The sequence below is a fragment of the Knoellia sp. S7-12 genome, from assembly GCF_040518285.1.
Classification (GTDB): Bacteria; Actinomycetota; Actinomycetes; order Actinomycetales; family Dermatophilaceae; genus Knoellia.
This window is the reverse complement of record NZ_CP155449.1, coordinates 2,995,222-3,014,372: the sequence shown is the minus strand read 5'-3', so window position 1 is coordinate 3,014,372 and position 19,151 is coordinate 2,995,222. Positions and strand designations below refer to the sequence as shown.

The 19,151-nt window shown below is 68.6% G+C and carries 17 protein-coding genes; 10 read left to right on the top strand and 7 right to left on the bottom strand.

All coding sequences use genetic code 11. From position 1 onward, the window contains the following. Positions 1–8: 8 nt before the first annotated feature. Positions 9–977 (bottom strand): 2-phospho-L-lactate transferase, encoded by a 969-nt coding sequence (gene cofD, locus V6K52_RS14510; protein ID WP_353950825.1) that lies wholly within the window; start codon positions 975–977, stop codon positions 9–11. Between the two features lie 202 nt (positions 978–1,179). On the opposite strand from cofD, the gene V6K52_RS14505 reads away from it, so the two are divergent. From V6K52_RS14505 to V6K52_RS14495, 3 genes are read left to right on the top strand one after another with little or no spacing between them, the layout of a single operon-like run. Continuing rightward, complete coding sequence (locus V6K52_RS14505; RefSeq protein WP_353950824.1) at positions 1,180–1,443, top strand: WhiB family transcriptional regulator; 264 nt, start codon at positions 1,180–1,182, stop codon at positions 1,441–1,443. A 17-nt stretch (positions 1,444–1,460) separates the two neighbouring features. Next, on the top strand, positions 1,461–4,520 hold the full coding sequence (locus V6K52_RS14500) for a glycosyltransferase (protein ID WP_353950823.1): 3,060 nt from the start codon (positions 1,461–1,463) through the stop codon (positions 4,518–4,520). Next, the gene (locus tag V6K52_RS14495; RefSeq protein WP_353950822.1) at positions 4,517–5,983 is read left to right on the top strand and encodes a DUF5719 family protein; all 1,467 of its coding nucleotides are present in this window, start codon (positions 4,517–4,519) and stop codon (positions 5,981–5,983) included. The genes V6K52_RS14500 and V6K52_RS14495 overlap by 4 nt, the downstream gene beginning before the upstream one ends. Positions 5,984–6,035: 52 nt before the next feature. Here the strand turns inward: V6K52_RS14495 and V6K52_RS14490 are convergent, their stop codons facing one another. Continuing rightward, the gene (locus V6K52_RS14490) at positions 6,036–6,461 is read right to left on the bottom strand and encodes a metallopeptidase family protein (protein WP_353950821.1); all 426 of its coding nucleotides are present in this window, start codon (positions 6,459–6,461) and stop codon (positions 6,036–6,038) included. Positions 6,462–6,520: 59 nt separating this feature from the next. Here V6K52_RS14490 and V6K52_RS14485 point away from each other — a divergent pair, with 59 nt between their 5' ends. Continuing rightward, the gene (locus tag V6K52_RS14485) at positions 6,521–6,898 is read left to right on the top strand and encodes a DUF3499 domain-containing protein (protein ID WP_353950820.1); all 378 of its coding nucleotides are present in this window, start codon (positions 6,521–6,523) and stop codon (positions 6,896–6,898) included. A gap of 133 nt (positions 6,899–7,031) precedes the next feature. On the opposite strand, the gene V6K52_RS14480 is transcribed toward V6K52_RS14485, so the two are convergent. After that, entirely contained in the window at positions 7,032–9,413 is a 2,382-nt protein-coding gene (locus V6K52_RS14480; protein WP_353950819.1) for an excinuclease ABC subunit UvrA, read from the bottom strand. Between the two features lie 34 nt (positions 9,414–9,447). On the opposite strand from V6K52_RS14480, the gene V6K52_RS14475 reads away from it, so the two are divergent. The 3 genes from V6K52_RS14475 to V6K52_RS14465 are packed head-to-tail and all read left to right on the top strand — an operon-like array spanning position 9,448 to position 12,303. Next, positions 9,448–10,908 carry a phosphomannomutase/phosphoglucomutase gene (locus tag V6K52_RS14475; RefSeq protein ID WP_353950818.1) on the top strand — a complete coding sequence of 487 codons (1,461 nt, stop codon included), beginning with the start codon at positions 9,448–9,450 and terminating at the stop codon, positions 10,906–10,908. After that, positions 10,909–11,091: a Trm112 family protein gene (locus V6K52_RS14470; RefSeq protein ID WP_353950817.1), complete on the top strand. Its 183-nt coding sequence runs from the start codon at positions 10,909–10,911 to the stop codon at positions 11,089–11,091. It abuts the gene before it with no gap. A 21-nt stretch (positions 11,092–11,112) separates the two neighbouring features. Continuing rightward, positions 11,113–12,303 (top strand): SIS domain-containing protein, encoded by a 1,191-nt coding sequence (locus V6K52_RS14465; protein ID WP_353950816.1) that lies wholly within the window; start codon positions 11,113–11,115, stop codon positions 12,301–12,303. Positions 12,304–12,442: 139 nt separating this feature from the next. On the opposite strand, the gene V6K52_RS14460 is transcribed toward V6K52_RS14465, so the two are convergent. The 3 genes from V6K52_RS14460 to V6K52_RS14450 all read right to left on the bottom strand — a co-directional run bounded on the left by V6K52_RS14460 (position 12,443) and on the right by V6K52_RS14450 (position 14,518). Further along, positions 12,443–13,006, bottom strand: coding sequence for a YbaK/EbsC family protein (locus V6K52_RS14460; RefSeq protein ID WP_353950815.1), 564 nt, complete (start codon positions 13,004–13,006; stop codon positions 12,443–12,445). 6 nt (positions 13,007–13,012) lie between these two features. Next, complete coding sequence (locus tag V6K52_RS14455; RefSeq protein WP_353950814.1) at positions 13,013–14,050, bottom strand: DUF808 domain-containing protein; 1,038 nt, start codon at positions 14,048–14,050, stop codon at positions 13,013–13,015. A 162-nt stretch (positions 14,051–14,212) separates the two neighbouring features. Beyond that, positions 14,213–14,518 carry a hypothetical protein gene (locus V6K52_RS14450; protein WP_353950813.1) on the bottom strand — a complete coding sequence of 102 codons (306 nt, stop codon included), beginning with the start codon at positions 14,516–14,518 and terminating at the stop codon, positions 14,213–14,215. A gap of 204 nt (positions 14,519–14,722) precedes the next feature. Here V6K52_RS14450 and ahcY point away from each other — a divergent pair, with 204 nt between their 5' ends. Both ahcY and V6K52_RS14440 read left to right on the top strand, forming a co-directional pair. Next, positions 14,723–16,159, top strand: a complete 1,437-nt coding sequence (ahcY, locus tag V6K52_RS14445; protein ID WP_353950812.1) for an adenosylhomocysteinase — start codon at positions 14,723–14,725, stop codon at positions 16,157–16,159. Between the two features lie 120 nt (positions 16,160–16,279). Then, a complete protein-coding gene (locus V6K52_RS14440; protein WP_353950811.1) occupies positions 16,280–16,522 on the top strand; it encodes a hypothetical protein in 243 nt (80 codons plus the stop codon). Positions 16,523–16,552: 30 nt separating this feature from the next. On the opposite strand, the gene V6K52_RS14435 is transcribed toward V6K52_RS14440, so the two are convergent. Beyond that, complete coding sequence (locus V6K52_RS14435) at positions 16,553–18,409, bottom strand: glycoside hydrolase family 3 protein (RefSeq protein ID WP_353950810.1); 1,857 nt, start codon at positions 18,407–18,409, stop codon at positions 16,553–16,555. A 252-nt stretch (positions 18,410–18,661) separates the two neighbouring features. Between V6K52_RS14435 and V6K52_RS14430 the strand changes: the two genes are divergently transcribed. Then, on the top strand, positions 18,662–19,144 hold the full coding sequence (locus V6K52_RS14430; protein WP_353950809.1) for a type VI secretion system tube protein Hcp: 483 nt from the start codon (positions 18,662–18,664) through the stop codon (positions 19,142–19,144). Positions 19,145–19,151: the final 7 nt, after the last annotated feature.

The following is a 19,151-nucleotide window of genomic DNA, read 5'->3' as shown; positions in this document are numbered from 1 at the left end:
TCACCAGCTCACGCACGGACGCGCTCGGCGAGCGCGAGCAGGCTGGCAGCCATCGCGGCAGTCGCCGGGACGTCGGTCATGAGCAACGGTCCATCGTGGACAGCCGTCTCGACGCCGCGCACCTTCACCGACGCGTCGGCGGGGTCGACGAGCCAGCCGTCGAGGAAGTCGGCATAGAGCCCAGCGACGGCAGCCGAGGTCGACTCGACCCCGATCGCGGACAGGCAGGCGTCGGCGTGCCCGCGCACCGGCCGACCGGAGATGAGCGGCGAGACCCCCACGACGGGAGCCGTGGAGCCGCGCAACGCATCACGCACTCCCGGCACCCCGAGGATGATCCCGATGGACACCACCGGGTTCGACGGCGGCAGCACGATGACGTCGGCGTCACGCAGCGCATCCAGCACGCCCGGCGCTGCAGCGGCCCGATCCAGTCCCGCCACGACGAACCGAGACGCCGGAACCTCTGCGCGCAACCGCACCCACCACTCCTGGAAGTGGACGGCTCGCTGGGTGTCGCGCTCGTCGAGCACGACGTGCGTCTCGACCGGAGTGTCCGTCATCGGCAGCAGCGTGATCCGTTGATCCGGCAGTCCCCACCGCTCCGCCAGGCGAGCAGTCACGGCTGACGCCGTCTGCCCCTGCGCCAGCCACTGCGAGCGCACGATGTGGGTGCCGAGATCAAGATCACCCAGGGTGAACCACTGGGGAACCGCTCCATATGCCGCGAGTTCGCCCTGCACGCGCGTCGATTCCTCAGCGCGGCCCCACCCCTGATCGTCGTTGACCCCGCCACCCAGTGTGTAGAGCAGCGTGTCGATGTCGGGACACACGCGCAGTCCGAAGAGGCTGATGTCGTCACCGGTGTTGGCGATGACGGTGAGCTCGGATTCCGGTGCCACGACGTCGAGATGGGCCCGCAGACCCCTCAGGAACCTCGCTCCGCCGACGCCGCCCGCGAGGGCTGTGATTCGCATGTGGGCCAGTCTGACCTACCCGCGAGTCACGGCGACACGCCGGGCCAATCCAGAAAAATCGCCTCGATATCAGAACTCGGCTTGACGGATGGGGATGACACGCGTGTAATTTCATCATTGTGTTCCAGCAAAAGCGTTCTCCCATCTCGGGGGAAAGGGTCGGAACACAGTGTTGGGTCGCGAAAGGGTCGAGGAGGCAGCGATGCACGAGTTGACGTTGATCGACGCCATGGTTGAAGAGGAGACTCAACTCTCCTGGCAGGAGCGCAGCCTGTGCGCACAGACGGATCCCGAGGCGTTCTTCCCCGAGAAGGGCGGCTCCACCCGCGAGGCCAAGAAGGTCTGCGTTGGGTGCGACGTCCGGTCTGAGTGCCTGGAGTACGCACTGGCCAACGACGAGCGCTTCGGCATCTGGGGTGGACTGTCCGAGCGTGAGCGTCGCAAGTTGAAGAAGCGCGCGGTCTGACCGGCCCGCGCCCCCCGATGACGCTGACGACTGCCGCCGTGCTGCCACCTGCCCCCGCCCCAGCTCCCGGGCCGGTGGTGCGGGCTGTCGTCCTCACGTCGGGCGCCTCGGGCGCCGGCTCGGGCCTTCGGGCCCTCCTCGACGCGGTTGCCGCCTCTGAGGTGAGTCCGGAGAGCGTCGTCGTCCTCGACACGTCCGCGTCCACCACAGCTTCAGCGGTCGCCGATGTGGTCGCCGCCGCGCAGTCGCCCTCCTTCGCGGTGGCGCACGTCAAACTCGATTCGGGTATGCCGGATCGCGCGGCGGTCACGCAGTGGGTCCAGTCCTCCGACCTCGGCGATGACGACCTCGTGTGGCTTCTCCCGGTGGGCTCCATCCCGGAGCCGAGGGCGCTGGGGCGGCTCCTCGCGGCGCATCGACGCAGCCCGTCTGTCGGACTTGTCGGTCCCAAGCACGTGGACGCGACGAACCCGCGCACCCTTCGCTCGGTCGGCATCAACACGACCCGCAGTGGGCGAGTCGTCGAGGACCCGCCCTTGGGCGAGCCCGACCAGGGTCAGTACGACCTGAGACGCGACGTCCTCGCTGTCCCGCTCGCCGGCCTGCTGGCCACGGCTGGTCTGCTGCGCGAGCTCGGTGGGTGGGAGCCGTCCTTCGGCGACCTGGGCGGAGACCTCGACCTCGGCTGGCGCGCCCAGCTCAGCGGGCACCGCGTCGTCGTCGCTCCGGATGCGCGCATGAGATCTGTGGCCTCCTTGGGCCTGGCCACCGCCACGACCGGCGCCCGGCGGCGCGCCGCGCGACGCGTGGCGTTGACGCGGGCCTCATGGTGGACCGCACCCTTCCTCGCACTCTGGATCCTCGTGAGCTCCCTCGCCGCGGGACTGGGTCTGCTTCTCCTCAAGCGCCCTCACCCGGCCGCCGTGGCCTTGGCAGACCTCGGCTCGCTCGACCCCGTTCGAGGCGTTCTCAGCCGGATGCGCAACCGCGGCAGCGGGGGCCTGCGGCACCGGGACATCGGCACGCTTTTCGTCCCTGCGTCCACGATCGTTCGCGCCACCCTGGACCGAGCCCATGACGCGCTGGTCGCGCCGGCCACGCTGGCCGATGACGGAGGGGCCGACTCCGATGACCGTTCCCTCGTGTCCCAGGGAGCACTCCACCCGGGCTTTCTTGCGGTGCTCGCCTCCCTGACTGTCGTCGGTGCCGCCGGTCGCGAGATCGGTGGAGGGCTGCTGAACCGTTTCGGTTCCGGTGTCACTGGTGGCGAGTTGGTGACGATCCGGGCCACGTCCAGCAGCCTCTGGCACGCGGCGTTCGACGGGTGGCACGGTGCCGGTCTCGGCGGTGACGGGCCCGCCAGCCCCGCGCTCGCACTCCTGGCCGTCCCCACGTGGATCGTCGAGCAGCTTCCCGGCAGTGCAGACCTCACGTCCCCGGCAGGTGCGGTCGTGGGGGCGGTCCTTGTCCTCGCGCTGCCGCTTGCCGCTCTGTCGGCCTACGTGTCGGCTCGGGTGCTCACCTCGTCTCAAGTCGTCCGTGCTGCCGCGGCGCTGGCCTGGGCCACGACGGGCGCGGCGGGTGCCTCCGTGGCGCAGGGTCGGCTGGGCGCCCTCGTGGCTCTCTGCCTGCTGCCTGCCGTCCTCGCCGGCCTCGTCCTGATCGCCCGACCCAGCGGAACGGCGACGGGTGCCTTCGCCACGGCGCTGGGAGCCGCAGCACTGGGCGCCTTTGCTCCACCGTTGCTCGCCCTGGTCGTGCTCGCCTGTCTGGCTGTCGTGATCTTCGGTCGTCCCGGTTCGCGTCGTCTGGCCCTCATCCCAGCGGTTCTGGCGCCGCTGCTGCTCGGCCCGTGGCTCGTCGATGTCGTCGACAACTGGACGCTGGCGGCGACCGGACCCGGGCTGAGTCAGTGGGGCCCCATGACCAGCGAGCCACTCGCCCTCGCGCTCCTGCACCCGGGCGGTCCGGGCAGCACCCCTTGGTGGGTCGGAGCCGTGCTGATCGTCGCCGGCCTTGCGGGTCTTGTGACGTCCAAGTCGGTGCGGTCCGTGTCCACCGGCGCCGCACTGCTCGCAGTCACCTCCCTCGCGGCCGTGCTCGCCTCACCGCACATCGACCTCACGTCGGGATCCGCCGCTGGTCCCACCGGCACTGTCACGCCGTGGACCGGAACGTTCATGTTGCCGTTGGCGCTGGCCCTCATCACGTCGGCAGTCATCGGCGTCGACGTCCTTCGCCATCGCACCCGTGGTGTCGCCGTCACTGCTCTCGCCCTCGTGGGTCTCATGGGTGCCGGAGCCCTCGGCTGGTTCGGCTTCGGCGAGACGCTGCGGACGTGGTCCGACCCTCGGCCGGCTGTCGCGGTCGAACAGGCCGCCCAAGAACTCGCCAACCGCACCGTCTTCGTCACCCCCGGAGCCAACGGAGCGGCATACCGGATCGTCGGTCGCGAGACCGGATCCCTTGCACGCGCGCTCCCGCAGAGCGTGGCCAACGATGCCGTCATCGCCACGGACATCAGCCAGCTCCTCGACGGCACCCGAGACGATTCCGGGCCACGACTGGCCATGCACGCCATCGGGTTCGTCGCCGTCGCCGAGACCGCTGCTGACGAGGTGCCCCGACGTCTCGACTCGGCCCAGGGACTGTCGCGGCTCGCGAGTCGCGACGGATTCGATGTGTGGCGCGTCGCCGCCCTCGGCAACGGGGCAGACCGTCCCGTCGCGCCCAGTCGGCTCTCGATCCGCAATGGCGATGACTTCTCCCTCGTCGCGACCACGGGTGAGCACGGTGCCACCCGGACGACCGTGACGGCCCGCCCCGGTGACGTCCTCACGGTGGCCGAACCGCCCGCTTGGGCAAGCCACGCGAGCGTCGAGATCGATGGTCGCGAGCTGACCCCCGTCGCCGACAGTGCGCGACCGACCTATGCGTTGCCTGCCGGCACCCACGAACTGACGATCGACGTCGACACCGAGCTCGCATGGTGGCGCGGCCTGCAGGGCCTTGCCCTCGCCGTGGTCGCCTTCCTGTCCATCCCGTTCGGGACCCGCGCATCGAGGAGGCGACGATGAACCGCACACGCTGGACCGGCCCGGTTCGACTGGCCCTCACGGCCGTGGTCGCCGGCGGGCTCGTGACGATGGCGACCCTCTCACCCGCGGCCGAGGTCGTGCTCTCCGACGCGCGCCCAGCCGGTGCCACCACGCTTGAGCCGGTGGTGTCAGCGGCGCTGTCCTGCCCCGGCCCCGAATTCAGCGGCATCCCTGGTGTCGAGGACATCGACGTGCCGGCCAGCCTGGGCGCCGCCACCGCACCGGACTCCGTCCTCGGGTCGTCCGTGAAGATCACGGGCAAGGGCCAGCTGAGTGTCAGCTCGGGCAAGGGCACCGGTGATCCGACCACCGAGCGCGCCCAATCCACCACCGTCGAGGACCTCGCCGACGGGCAGGCCACTGACGTCGTGGGGACCGGCGCCCTGGCACCCGGCTTGGCCGCCGCCCAGGAGTGGGCTGTCACACGCCCGGAGATTCGTGGTCTCGCCACGGTGTCCTGTGCCGGTCCCGGTTCCGACCTCTGGCTCCTGGCAGGCGGCGGTGCGGCGGGGCGCCAGGAGCGCCTCATCCTCACCAACCCTGGTGCCAATGAGGTCACGGTCGACCTCCAGGTCCTCGGCAGCAAGGGCGTCGTGCCTGCCCCGACCGGCAGCACGGTCGTCCCGGCTCGCGGCCGGGTCGCGCTCCTCGTCGACGCGATCACCGGCGCGGAGGCGTCACCAGCAGTCAGGGTGCGTGCCTCCGGAGGATCGGTGCGGGCGGTCATGAGTGACATCTGGCTCGATGGCTCAGTCCCCGCCGGCGCCGAGACGACGGTGCCGACGGCCGCTCCGTCCACTCGGCAGGTCATCCCGGCTGCGCTCATGCGCGCGGGAGGCTCCATCCGCATCGCCGTCCCCGATCGCCAGCAGGCGGTGGTCAGCGCGCGTGTCATCGGCGCCAACGGACCCGTGCCGGTGCCCGGTGGTGGTGTGCTGCGTGTCCCCGGCCAATCCACAGGGGAGCTCGCTCTCGCGGGACTTGCCCAGGGCGCCTATGCCGTCGAGGTCACCGCCGACGTCCCGATCGTTGCCTCGCTGTTCGCCTCGTGGAGGGTGGGCAAGGCGCCCGGAGACTTCATCTGGGCCCCATCGACGGCCCCCACGACGGGGTTGCTTGGCGGCGCCTATCCCAAGGCCGACAGCGCGCGGCGACGCATCGTCAACGTGGTCTCGACCGGAGGTCCGGCCCAGGTCTCGGTGACGTGGCGTGCGGCCGGAGCGTGGAAGACCCAGAGCTACGACCTGGGGCCGGACACGTCCCAGTCTCTCGAAGTCGCCGACGCCGAGGCGGTGTGGGTCCGTCGCGTGTCCGGCAGTGGTGAGGTCCGTGCATCCGTGGGCGCCCTCGGTGAGTCACCCGTTGGGCAGCTGGCTTCCGTGGCCCCGCTCGTGGACAGCGTCGTGACGTCGAGCGTGAGCCGAGCGCACCCCGTCTCCTGACGCTTCGCCTCCACTGGCGTGCGTGGGCCGCCAGGTCCTCGATTCGCGCTCCTCAGAGCTGGATCTCGGACGGCGGCACGTTGAGCAGGGCGGCCACTTGTTCGGCCACGACCTCACGAACGATGGCCGCGATCTCGCCGACGTCGCGCGCCCGGGTCTCGACCGGACGGCGATAGATCACGATCCGGTGTCCTGCGGTGCCGCCGACGGGCACGAGCCGTCCAACCGCTGCGGCCTGTTCCTCCCAGGGAGCCGGATCGGTCGGTGGGACCTCCTCCACGGCGAACTCCACGTCGGCATGACGCGTCCCGAGATAGACCCGTGCACGCTCCGCGACGTCGATCACGACGTCGTCGAAGGTCTCGCGCCGAGAGCGCATCGCCGGCACGGGCGGCCACGCCAAGGGGCCGCGAACACCACGGCCGCGTCGGTCGCGACGAGGTGCCTGCGAGGGGGATCGGGGGTTGGTGGGGGCCACAGATGGAGACTACGGCGCGCCGACGGGGCGCTGTCGGAGCGGTGACCTAGAGTCGTGGCGTGAACGCGTCCAGGAAGTGCACCAAGACTGCGTGCTCCCAGCTCGCGGTGGCCACCCTGACGTACGCGTATGCCGATCGCGCCGTCGTTCTTGGTCCGCTCGCCACCTATGCCGAGCCCCACTCCTACGACCTCTGTGCCAACCATGCGACGCGCCTCACGGTGCCGCAGGGCTGGGAGGTCGTCCGCCTCGAGTCCGACGGTTATGAGCCCGCGCCGGAGATCGATGACCTCGTTGCCGTCGTCGACGCGGTGCGCGAACGACCGAGCTCACGGCCCACGGTCGCGAGTGCCGTGGTCAGCGCCATGCCGGCGCCGGTCGCTGGCGAGCACCGTCGCGGCCACCTGCGCATGCTTCCCGGCAGCGGCGAAGGCTGACCCGCTCGCGCGAAATAGTCCGGTGCACGCTCAGTTGCTCCTTCGTCGCAAACGCGCACACCGCACTATTTCGTGCTCGCTCAACGGCTCGACTTCACCTGGAGCACCACCAGCGGCCCGAACCCTCGAGCGCTCAGCTGACGTAGGCGGCCAGGTGCTTGCCGGTGAGCGTCGCTCCCTTGGCCTTCTTCGATACCTGGCCCACGAGGTCCGCCGGGGTGCCCTCGAAGACGACCAAGCCGCCGTCGTGGCCTGCGCCCGGTCCGAGGTCGATGATCCAGTCGGCGTGGGCCATCACGGCCTGGTGGTGCTCGATGACGATGACCGACCGGCCCGAGTCAACAAGGCGGTCGAGCAGCCCGAGGAGGTTCTCGACGTCGGCGAGGTGGAGCCCCGTCGTCGGCTCGTCGAGGACATAGACCTCACCCTTGTCGGCCATCTGGCTCGCGAGCTTGATGCGTTGGCGCTCGCCGCCTGAGAGGGTCGTGAGTGGCTGCCCCAACGTGAGGTAGCCGAGCCCGACGTCAACGAGCCGGTCGAGGATCTTGTGGGCGGCAGGGATGCTCGCCTCGCCCCCGCTGAAGAAGGTCTCGGCCTCGTCCATCGACATGGTGAGCACCTCCGAGATGTTCTTGCCGCCGAGCTCGTACTCGAGGACGGATGCCTGGAAACGTCGGCCCTCGCACTCCTCGCACGGAGATTCGACGGTTGCCATGACGCCGAGCTCGGTGAAGATGACGCCCGCCCCGTTGCACGTCGGGCAGGCACCCTCGGAGTTGGAGCTGAAGAGGGCCGGCTTGACCCCATTGGCCTTGGCGAACGCCTTGCGGATCGGTTCGAGCAAACCCGTGTAGGTCGCGGGGTTGCTGCGACGCGAACCCTTGATGGCGGCCTGGTCGATGACGACGACCCCGTCACGCCCATCGACCGAGCCGTGAATCAGGGAGCTCTTGCCTGAACCGGCGACTCCGGTCACGGCCACCAACACGCCGAGCGGGATGTCGACGTCCACGTCCTTGAGGTTGTGGGTCGAGGCGCCGCGGATCTCGAGCTTGCCTGTGGGTGGGCGCACCTCGTCCTTGAGGGAAGCGCGGTCGTCGAGATGGCGACCCGTGATGGTGTCGCTCTTGCGGAGGTCCTCGATGGAGCCCTCGAAGACGATCTCGCCACCCCCGGTTCCGGCCTTGGGGCCAAGGTCGACCACGTGGTCGGCGATGGCGATCGTCTCGGGCTTGTGCTCGACGACGAGGACGGTGTTGCCCTTGTCACGCAGACGCAGGAGCAGTCCGTTCATCTGGGCGATGTCGTGCGGGTGCAGTCCGATCGTCGGCTCGTCGAACACATAGGTGACGTCCGTGAGCGAGGACCCGAGGTGCCGGATCATCTTGGTGCGCTGCGCCTCGCCACCCGACAGCGTTCCCGCCGGTCGGTCGAGCGACAGGTAGCCCAATCCGATCTCGGTGAACGAGTCGAGCAAGTGCTGCAATCCGGCGAGCAGCGGTGCCACAGAGGGCTCCTCGAGTTCGCGCACCCAAGCAGCAAGGTCGCTGATCTGCATGGTGCTCAGCTCGGCGATGCTCTTGCCGCGGATCTTGGACTTGAGGACCTCGGCCGTGAGGCGGGTGCCCTTGCACTCTGGGCACTGCTGGAAGGTCACTGCCCGCTCGACGAAGCGGCGCACGTGCGGCTGCATCGCCTCGGTGTCCTTGGAGAGCATCGACTTCTGGATCTTGGGGATGATCCCCTCGAAGGTGAGGTTGATGCCCTCGACCTTGATCTTGGTCGGCGGCGCGAAGAGCATCGTGTCGAGCTGCTTGGCGCTGAACGTCGCGATGGGCTTGTCCATCGGGAGCCCCATGCCCTCGAACAGCCGGCCGTACCAGCCGTCCATCGAGTAGCCGGGCACCGTGATCGCACCCTCGCTGAGTGTCTTGGAGTCGTCGTAGAGAGCGGTGCGGTCGATGTCGCTGACGTGGCCCATGCCCTCGCACCGCGGGCACATGCCGCCGAGGTAGACGACGTCCTTGACGACCGCCTTCTCGACGCGACCGCCGGCCTTGTCGGTGGACATCACTCCGCTCGCCTTGCGAGTGGGAACGTTGAAGCTGTAGGCCGTGGGCGGACCGACGTGGGGGTCGCCGAGCCGGCTGTAGAGAATGCGCAGCATCGCGTAGGCGTCGGTGGCCGTGCCGACGGTCGAGCGCGGGTTGGCACCCATCCGCTCCTGGTCGACGATGATCGCCGTCGTCAGGCCCTCGAGGTAGTCGACCTCGGGTCGGGCCAGCGAGGGCATGAAGCCCTGGACGAAGGCGCTGTAGGTCTCATTGATCATCCGCTGCGACTCGGCGGCGATGGTGCCGAAGACGAGCGAGCTCTTGCCGGACCCCGACACGCCGGTGAAGACCGTCAGCCGGCGCTTGGGGATCTCAAGGCTGATGTCCTTGAGGTTGTTCTCTCGGGCACCCTGCACTCGGATGAGGTCGTGGTTGTCGGCAACGTGGGAATCGGCGGTCACGAATCCAAAGGTAGTGCGCTAGTAGGGTCACTGCGTGCCTCCCCACAACCTCTCTGACTTCGTCAAGGCCTATGACGTCCGGGGCCTCGTGCCAGAGCAGCTCGACGTCGATGTGGCCTGGGCCCTCGGCGCGGCATTCGCCGAGGTCGTCGTCACCCGAGAAAGTAACGGCAGCAGACCTCGTGGCTGCGTCATCGGCCACGACATGAGAGCCACGTCGCCGGAGCTGTCCAAGGCCTTTGGCGCCGGTGTGACGAGCCGCGGCATCGACGTCACCCACATCGGGCTGGCCAGCACCGACGGCCTCTACTTCGCGAGCGGCCACCTCGATCTCGCCGGTGCGATGTTCACCGCGAGCCACAACCCCGCGGCATACAACGGCATCAAGCTGTGCCGTCCGGGCGCCCGCCCGGTCGGGCAGGATTCCGGCCTCGCCGACGTGCGCGACCTCGCCCAGGAGCTGCTCGACGGCACCTCCGAGCTGCGCCACGAGGACGATGGCAAAACCGACGAACACGATGTCCTCGCCGACTACGCCAGCTTCCTGCGCGGGCTCGTCGACCTCACCGCCATCCGCCCGCTCAAGGTTGTTGTTGACGCGGGCAACGGCATGGGCGGCCACACGGTCCCCGCCGTTCTTGAAACCCAGGCCGGTCTGCCGGCCCTGCCGCTCGAGATCATCCCGCTCTACTTCGAGCTCGATGGCACCTTCCCCAACCACGAGGCCAACCCGCTCGAGCCTGCCAACCTCGTCGACCTGCAGGCAGCGGTGCTCGAACACGGCGCCGACCTGGGCCTGGCCTTCGACGGCGACGCCGATCGGTGCTTCGTGGTCGACGAGCGCGGCGAGGCGGTCAATCCCAGCGCGATCACGGCGCTCATCGCCACCCGCGAGGTCGCTCGTGAGGTCGCCGCAGGCACCCCCGCCGGCGATGTCTCGATCGTCCACAACGTCATCACTTCAGCGCAGGTCCCTGAGGTCATCGCCGCCCTCGGCGCCAAGGCCGTGCGGACCCGAGTCGGCCACTCGTTCATCAAGGGCGAGATGGCCCGCGCCAACGCGGTCTTCGGTGGCGAACACAGCGCCCACTACTACTTCCGTGACTTCTGGTTCGCCGACACCGGCATGCTCGCTGCGATGCATGTGCTCGCGGCCCTTGGTGAGCAGAGCGAACCGCTCAGCGCCACGATGGCGGCATACACGGCATACGCGGCTTCTGGCGAGATCAACTCGACCGTCGAGGACCAGGCCGCCAAGACTCTCCTCGTCCGAGAATGGGCCGACGGCAAGGGCGTCGAGGTCGACGAGCTCGACGGGCTCACGCTGACCCACAGTGCAGGAGAGGGCGACCCGATGTGGTGGCTCAACCTGCGTGCCTCCAACACCGAACCCCTGCTCCGACTCAATGTCGAGGCAGCCGATGCAGACACGATGGCCGCGATACGCGACGATGTCCTGAGCGTTGTACGAGGCACTGCGAGAGGAATCAGCTAAATGACAATGGAGCCCTGGCTGCGCGAGATCCTGCGCTGCCCGAACTGCCGTGCCGAGCTGCGGGACGAGAGCGGGGAGGCCGGCCCGGAGCTGGTCTGCACCTCCGACACGTGCGGCCTCATCTATCGGATCGACGACGGCGTTCCGGTGCTGCTCGTCGACGAGGCGCGCAAGCCGGTCTGACCGGCCTGCGTCGCACTGACCGTGCCGCACCTGGACGAGGAGTTCCTCGACTCGGCTGAGTCCCTCGAGGCCCTCGACAGCCGAGGCTCACTGCGCGCGCTCGCGACTGCTGGCGCCCAGGTGCGCCGCGCGATCGTCGCGGCGCGTGAGGCCGGCATCGACCGTGTCGCTGGTGGTGACCGTCCGCGATCGGTCCTCGTGGCCTCGCTCGGTGGTTCATCCGTCGTCTGCGACGTCCTCGATGTCCTCGCTGAGCCGGGTTCGCCCGTGCCGTTGACGACGCGCCGTGAGGCGCCGCTGCCCGGGTGGATTGGTCCGCTCGACCTCGTCATCGCGGTGTCCCTTTCGGGACGTGCTCAGGGGCCTTTGGCCCTCGCGGCCGAGGCTGCCCGTCGTGGTGCCTCGCTGCTCACCGTCGGGGCCTCTGACTCGCCGCTCGCCGACATCTGCGCTCGCGGTCGTGGGGTCCATGTCGATGTCGCGACCCCGGCGCCGACGTCGCGCGCGGCGATGTGGTCGATGCTGACACCCGTGCTGCTCGCCGCCGATGGGCTCGGGCTCGTCGACTGCTCCGAGGCTGTTCTCGAGCGGGTCGCCGACCTGCTCGATGAGCGCGCCGAGGAGTGTCGTCCCTCGTCGGAGTCCTTCGTCAACCCCGCGAAGATGCTCGCCCTCGGCCTCGCCGAGACGGTGCCCGTCGTCCTGGGCGATGGTGCCCTCACCGGAGTGGCTGCCGGTCGCGCTGCCGCCATGCTCGCCCGCACGGCGCGTATGCCGGCCACTCACGGTGCGCTTCCTGATGCGGCGTCGCAGGTGGTCGCGTGCTTCGACGGACCGTTCAGCGGTGGCGGGGCTGGTGGCGGGGGAGTGGCGCCCGACGGTGGCCGTGACCTCTTCGCCGACCCGTTCCTCGACGGCCCGCCGTCACCCCAACTCGGCCTCCTCATGCTGCGGGACCACCCGGTGGCGCCGGGCGCGCCCGGCCACCTGGACGCGCTCGAGGCTGGGCGGCTGGCTGAAGCCGTCGTCGAGTCGGCGCGGGACGCGGGCGTGCGCGTGTGGGAAGTCGAGGCCCTCGGCGGTCCGCCGATCGAGCGCCTGGCATCACTCATCGCGATCACCGACTACGCCGCGACCTATCTCGCGCTCGGCCTCGGTCTGGACCCGGCCGTCTCACGCCACGTCACGGACCTGCGCGACCGCACCAGCTGAGCCCAGGGTTCGGAGGGCGTCGCCACCTGCAGGTCCCGCTCGCGCATGTCGCCCTCGTTGGCGCATGGCGCTGCGGCGACGTGCCCCAGCGAGAACGACATGCCCCAACGAGGGCGACCTGCCCGGAGCGGCGGTCGGATCAGGCCTGACGCAGGTCGATGACTTCGGCCGTGGGCAGGTGCACCAGAGCCGTCCCGTCCACGAGGATCTTGCTGCGGCGAAGCCCGCTGCCGATGACGACCTCACCAGCAGCCACGACCGCGGCGTCGACGAGCACCGGCCAGTCGGCAGGCAGTCCGATCGGCGTGATGCCACCGAACTCCATGCCGGTCAGCGTCACCGCGTCGTCGTGCGGTGCGAACGAGATCTTGCGGACGCCGAGGTGCTTGCGGACAACGCCATTGATGTCGGCGCGGTCGGTCGCGAGGACCATGACCGCGGCATAGGTCGTCTCACCGGCGCGCTTCCCGGCGACGATGACACAGTTGGCACTCGCCTCCAGAGCGACGTCGTATGCCGCACAGAAGGCTTCCGTGTCGGCGAGCGTTGCGTCGATGGGAGCCACCTCCGCTGCCGCGATTCCACTCTCCCCGTTGGCTTCTGGCGCCACAGCCGCAGCCAGGGCGGCGGACACCGAAGCCGCGACGAGCTCAGGATGTGAAGCGGCAGGTGACCAGTCGAGCGTTCCGCGAGCGGACGGCATACCGGGTCAGTGCTTGTCGGTTCGGGGGACGTCGTCGGCAGCGACCTCGTCGGCGGGCGCGTCGTGCTTCGCGCCGGCCTCGTGCTTGCCATGGCCGCCCTTGCGGGGGATGACGTGCATGATCGCGACGACGATCGCTCCGACGATGAGTCCGAGGATGGCCGAGCCGATCGTGTTGGTGACCCAGCCGAGAACGGCACCGAGAGGCCCGGTGGCGTCGTGCACCCACTCCTCGGCGGAGTGCACCCAGGAGTAGGGCTGGTGAAGGATCGACCAGCCGTACTCCTTCGAGAGGTCATCGAAGCCGATGAGCAGGATGTGACCGCCGACCCAGATCATGGCCGCGATCCCGACGACCGAGAGCGTGGTGAGGAGCTTGGGCATGGCCGCGACGAGGCTACGGCCGATCGGCGCGCGGACGCCCGACTCCTTGGAGAGGTGCAGGCCGACGTCGTCCATCTTGACGATGAGCGCGACGACGCCATAGACGAGGACGGTGATCATGACCGCCACGACGGCGAGGATCGCCAGCCGCGACACGAAGCCCTCATCGGCGATCTCGTTGAGCGAGATGACCATGATCTCGGCCGAGAGGATGAAGTCGGTGCGGATCGCGCCGCTGGTGATCTCGTCCTCGTCGGCGACCTTGCCCTCGTCATGCGCCTGGTTGACCGCGTCCTCGGAGTGACCGCTGATGCGCTCCCAGATCTTCTCGACACCCTCGAAGCAGAGGTAGGTGCCGCCGATCATGAGCAGCGGCGTGAGGGCCGCGGGGAGGAACTGGCTCAGCAGCAGCGCTGCCGGCAGGATGAAGAGGAGCTTGTTCTTGAGCGAACCGAGAGCGATCTTCTTGATGATCGGCAGTTCGCGCGCCGGTGAGAGCCCCTGGACGTAGCGCGGAGTCACCGCCGTGTCATCGACGATGACGCCGGTCGCCTTGACGCTCGCGCGCCCGGCAGCGGCGGCGACGTCGTCGACCGAGGCTGCAGCGGCCTTGGCGAGCACCGCGATGTCATCGAGCAGGGCAAAGAGGCCGCCGGCCATCAGTTCACCTGCAGGTCTGTGAGGTTCTCGAGATGCTCCACGCGGTCAGACTACCCAGCGCAGAGGTGGGAAGCGGCGACGCCAAACGCTCGTGGCTTTGTCGTGGACACGAACTGGCCACGAGGGGGCCCCGAACGCGACTGACCAACGTTCAGGCGCCGGTCACTCCTCCTCGTCGGAGCGTTGGGCCCCGTCGTCGCCCTCGTCCGACTCGGCCTCGGTGTCCTCCTCATCGTCGTCACCAGCAACGACGCGGTCGTTCTCGTCGTCGTCCTCGCTCTCGGTAAGGGCCGGGCGGGCCACGTCCGACTCGGGATCCACCGCGTAGTCGCCCCGAACCTCATCCCACGTGTCGAGACTCTTCTCATCGAGGTCGAGACGGACCTCGTCGCGAACCTCGTCTCCGCTGGGGGCTCCAGCGTTCTCGCGGATGCCGTCTGCTTCGGTGTGCTCTGTCGTGTCACTCATCGCGTGCTCCGTTCGTGGGCGTGGGGGTCCTGACGTGGGGCTGGGTGCGGGCTGTGAGGTGCCACGACCCGTGCACGTCCATGTCTACCGCGTGAAGTCGCTAGAGTGGAGGCTGCCGGCGCGGGTGATAACCCGCTCTCACGAGATCGCCCAGATGGGCTGCGCCGGGTCGCGAACCCCAACACTCAACGGAAGAGATTTCGCATGTCCTTTGACTACAAGGTTGCCGACCTGGGCCTCGCCGAGGCCGGCCGTCACCAGATCCGTCTTGCCGAGCACGAGATGCCGGGCCTCATGAGCCTGCGCGAAGAGTTCGGCGCGAGCCAGCCCCTCAAGGGCGCTCGCATCGCCGGCTCGCTGCACATGACCGTGCAGACCGCCGTCCTCATCGAGACGCTCACCGCGCTCGGTGCCGAGGTCCGTTGGGCCTCCTGCAACATCTACTCCACGCAGGACGAAGCCGCCGCGGCCGTCGTCGTCGGGCCCGAGGGCACCGTCGACAACCCGCAGGGTGTGCCGGTCTACGCCTGGAAGGGCGAGACCCTCTCCGAGTACTGGGACTGCACCGAGCAGATCCTCACCTGGCCCGGTGGCGAAGGCGCCAACATGATCCTCGACGACGGTGGCGACGCGACGATGCTCGTCCACAAGGGTCGCGAGTGGGAAGCCGCCGGTCAGGTGCCGCCCACCGACGAGAAGGACTCCGAGGAGGTCGGTGTCTTCAAGGAGCTCGTCCGTCGCACCCTGGGCCAGGACGGCCAGAAGTGGACCACGGTCTCGGAGCAGATCAAGGGTGTCACCGAGGAGACCACGACTGGCGTGCTGCGCCTCTACGAGCTGGCCCGCGACGGCAACCTCCTCTTCCCGGCGATCAACGTCAATGACTCGGTCACCAAGTCCAAGTTCGACAACAAGTACGGCTGCCGCCACTCCGTCATCGATGGTCTCAACCGCGCCACCGACGTCCTGATCGCCGGCAAGGTCGCGGTCATCTGCGGCTACGGCGACGTGGGCAAGGGTTGCGCCGAGGCGCTTCGTGGCCAGGGCGCCCGCGTCATCGTCACCGAGATCGACCCGATCTGCGCGCTCCAGGCCGCGATGGAGGGCTACCAGGTCGCCAAGCTCGAGAGCGTCATCGACATCGCCGACATCTTCGTCACGACGACCGGCAACTTCAACATCATCACGGCCGAGCACATGCAGCAGATGAAGAACAAGGCGATCGTCGCCAACATCGGTCACTTCGACAACGAGATCGACATCGCCGGTCTGGCCAAGGTCCCCGGCATCGTCAAGACCGAGATCAAGCCCCAGGTCCACGAGTGGACGTTCTCCGGTGGCAGCAGCATCATCGTGCTGTCCGAGGGTCGCCTGTTCAACCTCGGCAACGCGACGGGTCACCCGTCCTTCGTCATGTCGAACTCGTTCGCGAACCAGACGATCGCCCAGATCGAGCTGTTCACCAAGACCGACGAGTACGACAAGCAGGTCTTCGTCCTCCCCAAGCACCTCGACGAGAAGGTGGCCCGCCTCCACCTCGACGCGATCGGGGTCGAGCTCACCGAGCTCACCAAGGAGCAGGCCGAGTACATCGGCGTCGACGTCGCCGGTCCCTACAAGTCGGACCACTACCGCTACTGAGTTCTTCGCACAAGCAACATCCGGTATGCCGTCCGCTTCTCCAGAGCGGGCGGCATACCTCGTTGCTGGGGCAGGTTTCGTCGGGCGCCACCGGGGCGAGCTTCGGCCATGATGGAGTGCATGGTGTCGAAGGTGGACAAGAGCGCAGTCCTCATCCTGCTCATCCCGACGGTGCTCGTGGTGATCGGCTTGGTGCTCGCACTCCTGAGCCGGGACGCCAGAGTCATCGCCGCCATGCTCGCCATTGCGGGGGCGCTCCTCATGGGCTTTGCGCGAGCCCGCCGCGCTCGGCGCGAATCCTTCAGCCGACCGGCACCGGTGACAGAGGGACCACAGCAAAAGCCGGGTATGCCGGGAGCGTGAGCTCCCGGCATACCCGGCCTTTGCGTCTTGTCAGTAGGCCAGGCCGTGGCCGAACGGGTACAACTCGCCGGAGCCATCCGCCTTGGGGATCGAGACGGGCAGTTTGCCGGCCGGATTCACCTCGCCGAAGAGCACCCGAACCAGCGACTCGATCTGGTGGGTGGTGTAGCCGAAGGTGTCGAGCACGGTCGGCGCCTCGGGGAACGACGCGACGTCGTACGGGTTGCGCATGGCCGCGACGACGACCGGCTTCCCGGTCGCCAGCAGCGCCTTCACCAGCTTGGTCTGGGCCACTGCGGCCGGAGTGGGCTGTCCGGTGGCCGCATTGACGGCGTAGGCGTTGTTGGTCGAGACCACCACGAGGTCGGACGCCTGAGCGGCCGCGACCGCACTGTTGATGGCGGTCGCCGATGGAGTGGTCCCGGACTCGCGGACCTGAGTCGTGGCTCCACGAGCGGTGAGCGCCGTCGCCATGCCCTGGGTCGTGCCCACGCCCCAGCCAGCGACGAGAACGTTGCGCGGACCGGCGGCCAGCGGCAGCAGGTCGGCGTCGTTCTTGACGAGCGTCGTCGTGCGGTCGCTGATCGCCTGCGCGTCGGCCAGGTGCTGCGGTGCGCCCATGATCTGCGGCGCAGCGGCCACATCGACCATGGGGTCCTGGAAGATTCCACGCTGGTACTTGTGGAGCAGGACGCGGTAGACGGACTCGTCGAGTCGCTGCTTGCTGATCACACCGGTGCGGACGGCGTTGAGCACGGCGGCAACGGCAGTGTCCATCTGCGGTGGGACGAGCAGTTGGTCAGCGCCAGCGAGCAATGCCTGAACCGGGGCCACGTCAGGCGGATAGGTCGCCGCGGCGCCAGCCATGTCGAGCGCGTCCGTGACGATCAGCCCGTCGTAGCCGAGCTCGTCGCGCAGCAGCCCGGTGAGGATCTTGTGCGACATCGTGGCCGGGACATCCGGCTCGATCGCCGGCATGACGACGTGGGCGGTCATGATCGAGTCGACGCCGGCGGCGATGTTCGCCCGGAAGGGCGGCAGGTCGATCTCGTGGATCTGCTCAAGCGTGTGGGTCACCTCGGGCAAACCGAAGTGGCTGTCCACACCGGTGTCACCGTGGCCCGGGAAGTGCTTGGCCACCGAGGAGACCCCGCCTGCGCGGAAGCCCTCCACCTGCGCCGCCGAGAGGTCGGAGACCAGGTTGGTGTCGCCACCGATGGAGCGGATCCCGATCACGGGGTTGTTCGGGTTGATGTTGACGTCGGCGACCGGTGCGTAGTCCTGGGTGACGCCGACGGCAGCGAGCTCCTTGCCGATGACCTCTGCCGAACGCTTGGCGTCCGTCGCCGAGCGGCCCGCGCCCAGCGCCATGTTGCCGGGCATCTGGGTCGCCGGTGCGCCGAAGCGGGCGACGAGCGCGCCGCCCTCCTGGTCGACCGAGATCTGCAGCGGGATCTTGGTCGGCTGCGCCAGGGCCGCGGTCTGCAGGCCGTTGGACAGCGTCGCGACCTGGGCAGGGTCGCCGATGTTGTCGTCGCTGTTGCGGGTCGTGTAGTAGATGACGCCACCGGGCTGGTACTTCGCGATCGCCTGGGCGGGCGTGTCGACGCCGAAGAGCCGCTGGTTGGTGGCCTTGGCCGTGGCGCTCACCGTGTTGGCGTCGCGACCGGCCACTTCGATGACGAAGAGCTGGCCGACCTTCTGCTCCAGCGTCATGTGCTTCATGAGGCTGATGACCTTGCCGCGGTGGGGCGCGTCACCGGAATTCCCTCCTTCACCGCTGGCGGGTGGACCGAACGCCGCAGCCAGCGCCACGGCAACGCCGATGGCGGGCAACCGGATGAGGGTCCGGGTGCGGCGGGTGGTGGGTGCTGACCGAGCGAACATGTGGCGCCTCCGGGTTCACGAGTCCCCAGGGAAGAGGACGAAGTCGACACTAGGCCTGACAGCGCCCGTTGGGAAGACCCAATCCGAAGCAACTTTGTGGAAGAAAGTTCCGGCGAGCCATGGAGCCGCTTCGACTTTGGGCGCACACCTCAGGTGTTCGCGGGCTCGCTGAGCTGACTGTTGACAGCGGCCCCGGACAGGACGAGTTTGGGGTCATCCGCCGCCAACGCACTCCAACGAGAGGAAGGCGCGATGGCCATGTCGATCTTCGCCCGCATCGGCTCGATCAAGGGTGAATCGCGCGATGCCAGGCACAAGGACGAGATCGAGGTCTTGTCCTGGACCTGGGGCGTGTCCCAGTCCGGCACCCCGGGCCGCGGCGGGGGAGCGGGCGCGGGCAAAGCGAGTTTCCACGACTTCGTTTTCACCCATCACGTCGACAAGGCCTCACCACTTCTGATGAAGGCGTGTGCCTCAGGTGAGCACCTCAAGGACGCGACGATCACGGTCAGCAAGGCGGGAAGCGGCCAGCAGGAATACCTCATCGTCACCATGACGGACGTCCTCGTCACGGACGTCTCCATGAGTGTCGCCGCTGAGGGAGACGCCACGATGGAGAGCGTCGTGCTCACCTTCGCCAAGGTCGACCTCGAGTACAAACCGCAGAAGCCTGACGGTTCACTGGACGCTGGCGTCCATTTCACCTACGACCTCCGGGCCCGCACAAAGGGCTAGTCTCGGC

Bases quoted from the DNA above. Each gene is read 5' to 3' on its own strand.
- cofD (WP_353950825.1), bottom strand. From the start codon at position 977: ATGCGAATCACAGCCCTCGCGGGCGGCGTCGGCGGAGCGAGGTTCCTG.
- V6K52_RS14505 (WP_353950824.1), top strand. From the start codon at position 1,180: ATGCACGAGTTGACGTTGATCGACGCCATGGTTGAAGAGGAGACTCAA.
- V6K52_RS14500 (WP_353950823.1), top strand. From the start codon at position 1,461: ATGACGCTGACGACTGCCGCCGTGCTGCCACCTGCCCCCGCCCCAGCT.
- V6K52_RS14495 (WP_353950822.1), top strand. From the start codon at position 4,517: ATGAACCGCACACGCTGGACCGGCCCGGTTCGACTGGCCCTCACGGCC.
- V6K52_RS14470 (WP_353950817.1), top strand. From the start codon at position 10,909: ATGACAATGGAGCCCTGGCTGCGCGAGATCCTGCGCTGCCCGAACTGC.
- V6K52_RS14460 (WP_353950815.1), bottom strand. From the start codon at position 13,006: ATGCCGTCCGCTCGCGGAACGCTCGACTGGTCACCTGCCGCTTCACAT.
- V6K52_RS14455 (WP_353950814.1), bottom strand. From the start codon at position 14,050: ATGGCCGGCGGCCTCTTTGCCCTGCTCGATGACATCGCGGTGCTCGCC.
- V6K52_RS14450 (WP_353950813.1), bottom strand. From the start codon at position 14,518: ATGAGTGACACGACAGAGCACACCGAAGCAGACGGCATCCGCGAGAAC.
- ahcY (WP_353950812.1), top strand. From the start codon at position 14,723: ATGTCCTTTGACTACAAGGTTGCCGACCTGGGCCTCGCCGAGGCCGGC.
- V6K52_RS14440 (WP_353950811.1), top strand. From the start codon at position 16,280: ATGGTGTCGAAGGTGGACAAGAGCGCAGTCCTCATCCTGCTCATCCCG.
- V6K52_RS14435 (WP_353950810.1), bottom strand. From the start codon at position 18,409: ATGTTCGCTCGGTCAGCACCCACCACCCGCCGCACCCGGACCCTCATC.
- V6K52_RS14430 (WP_353950809.1), top strand. From the start codon at position 18,662: ATGGCCATGTCGATCTTCGCCCGCATCGGCTCGATCAAGGGTGAATCG.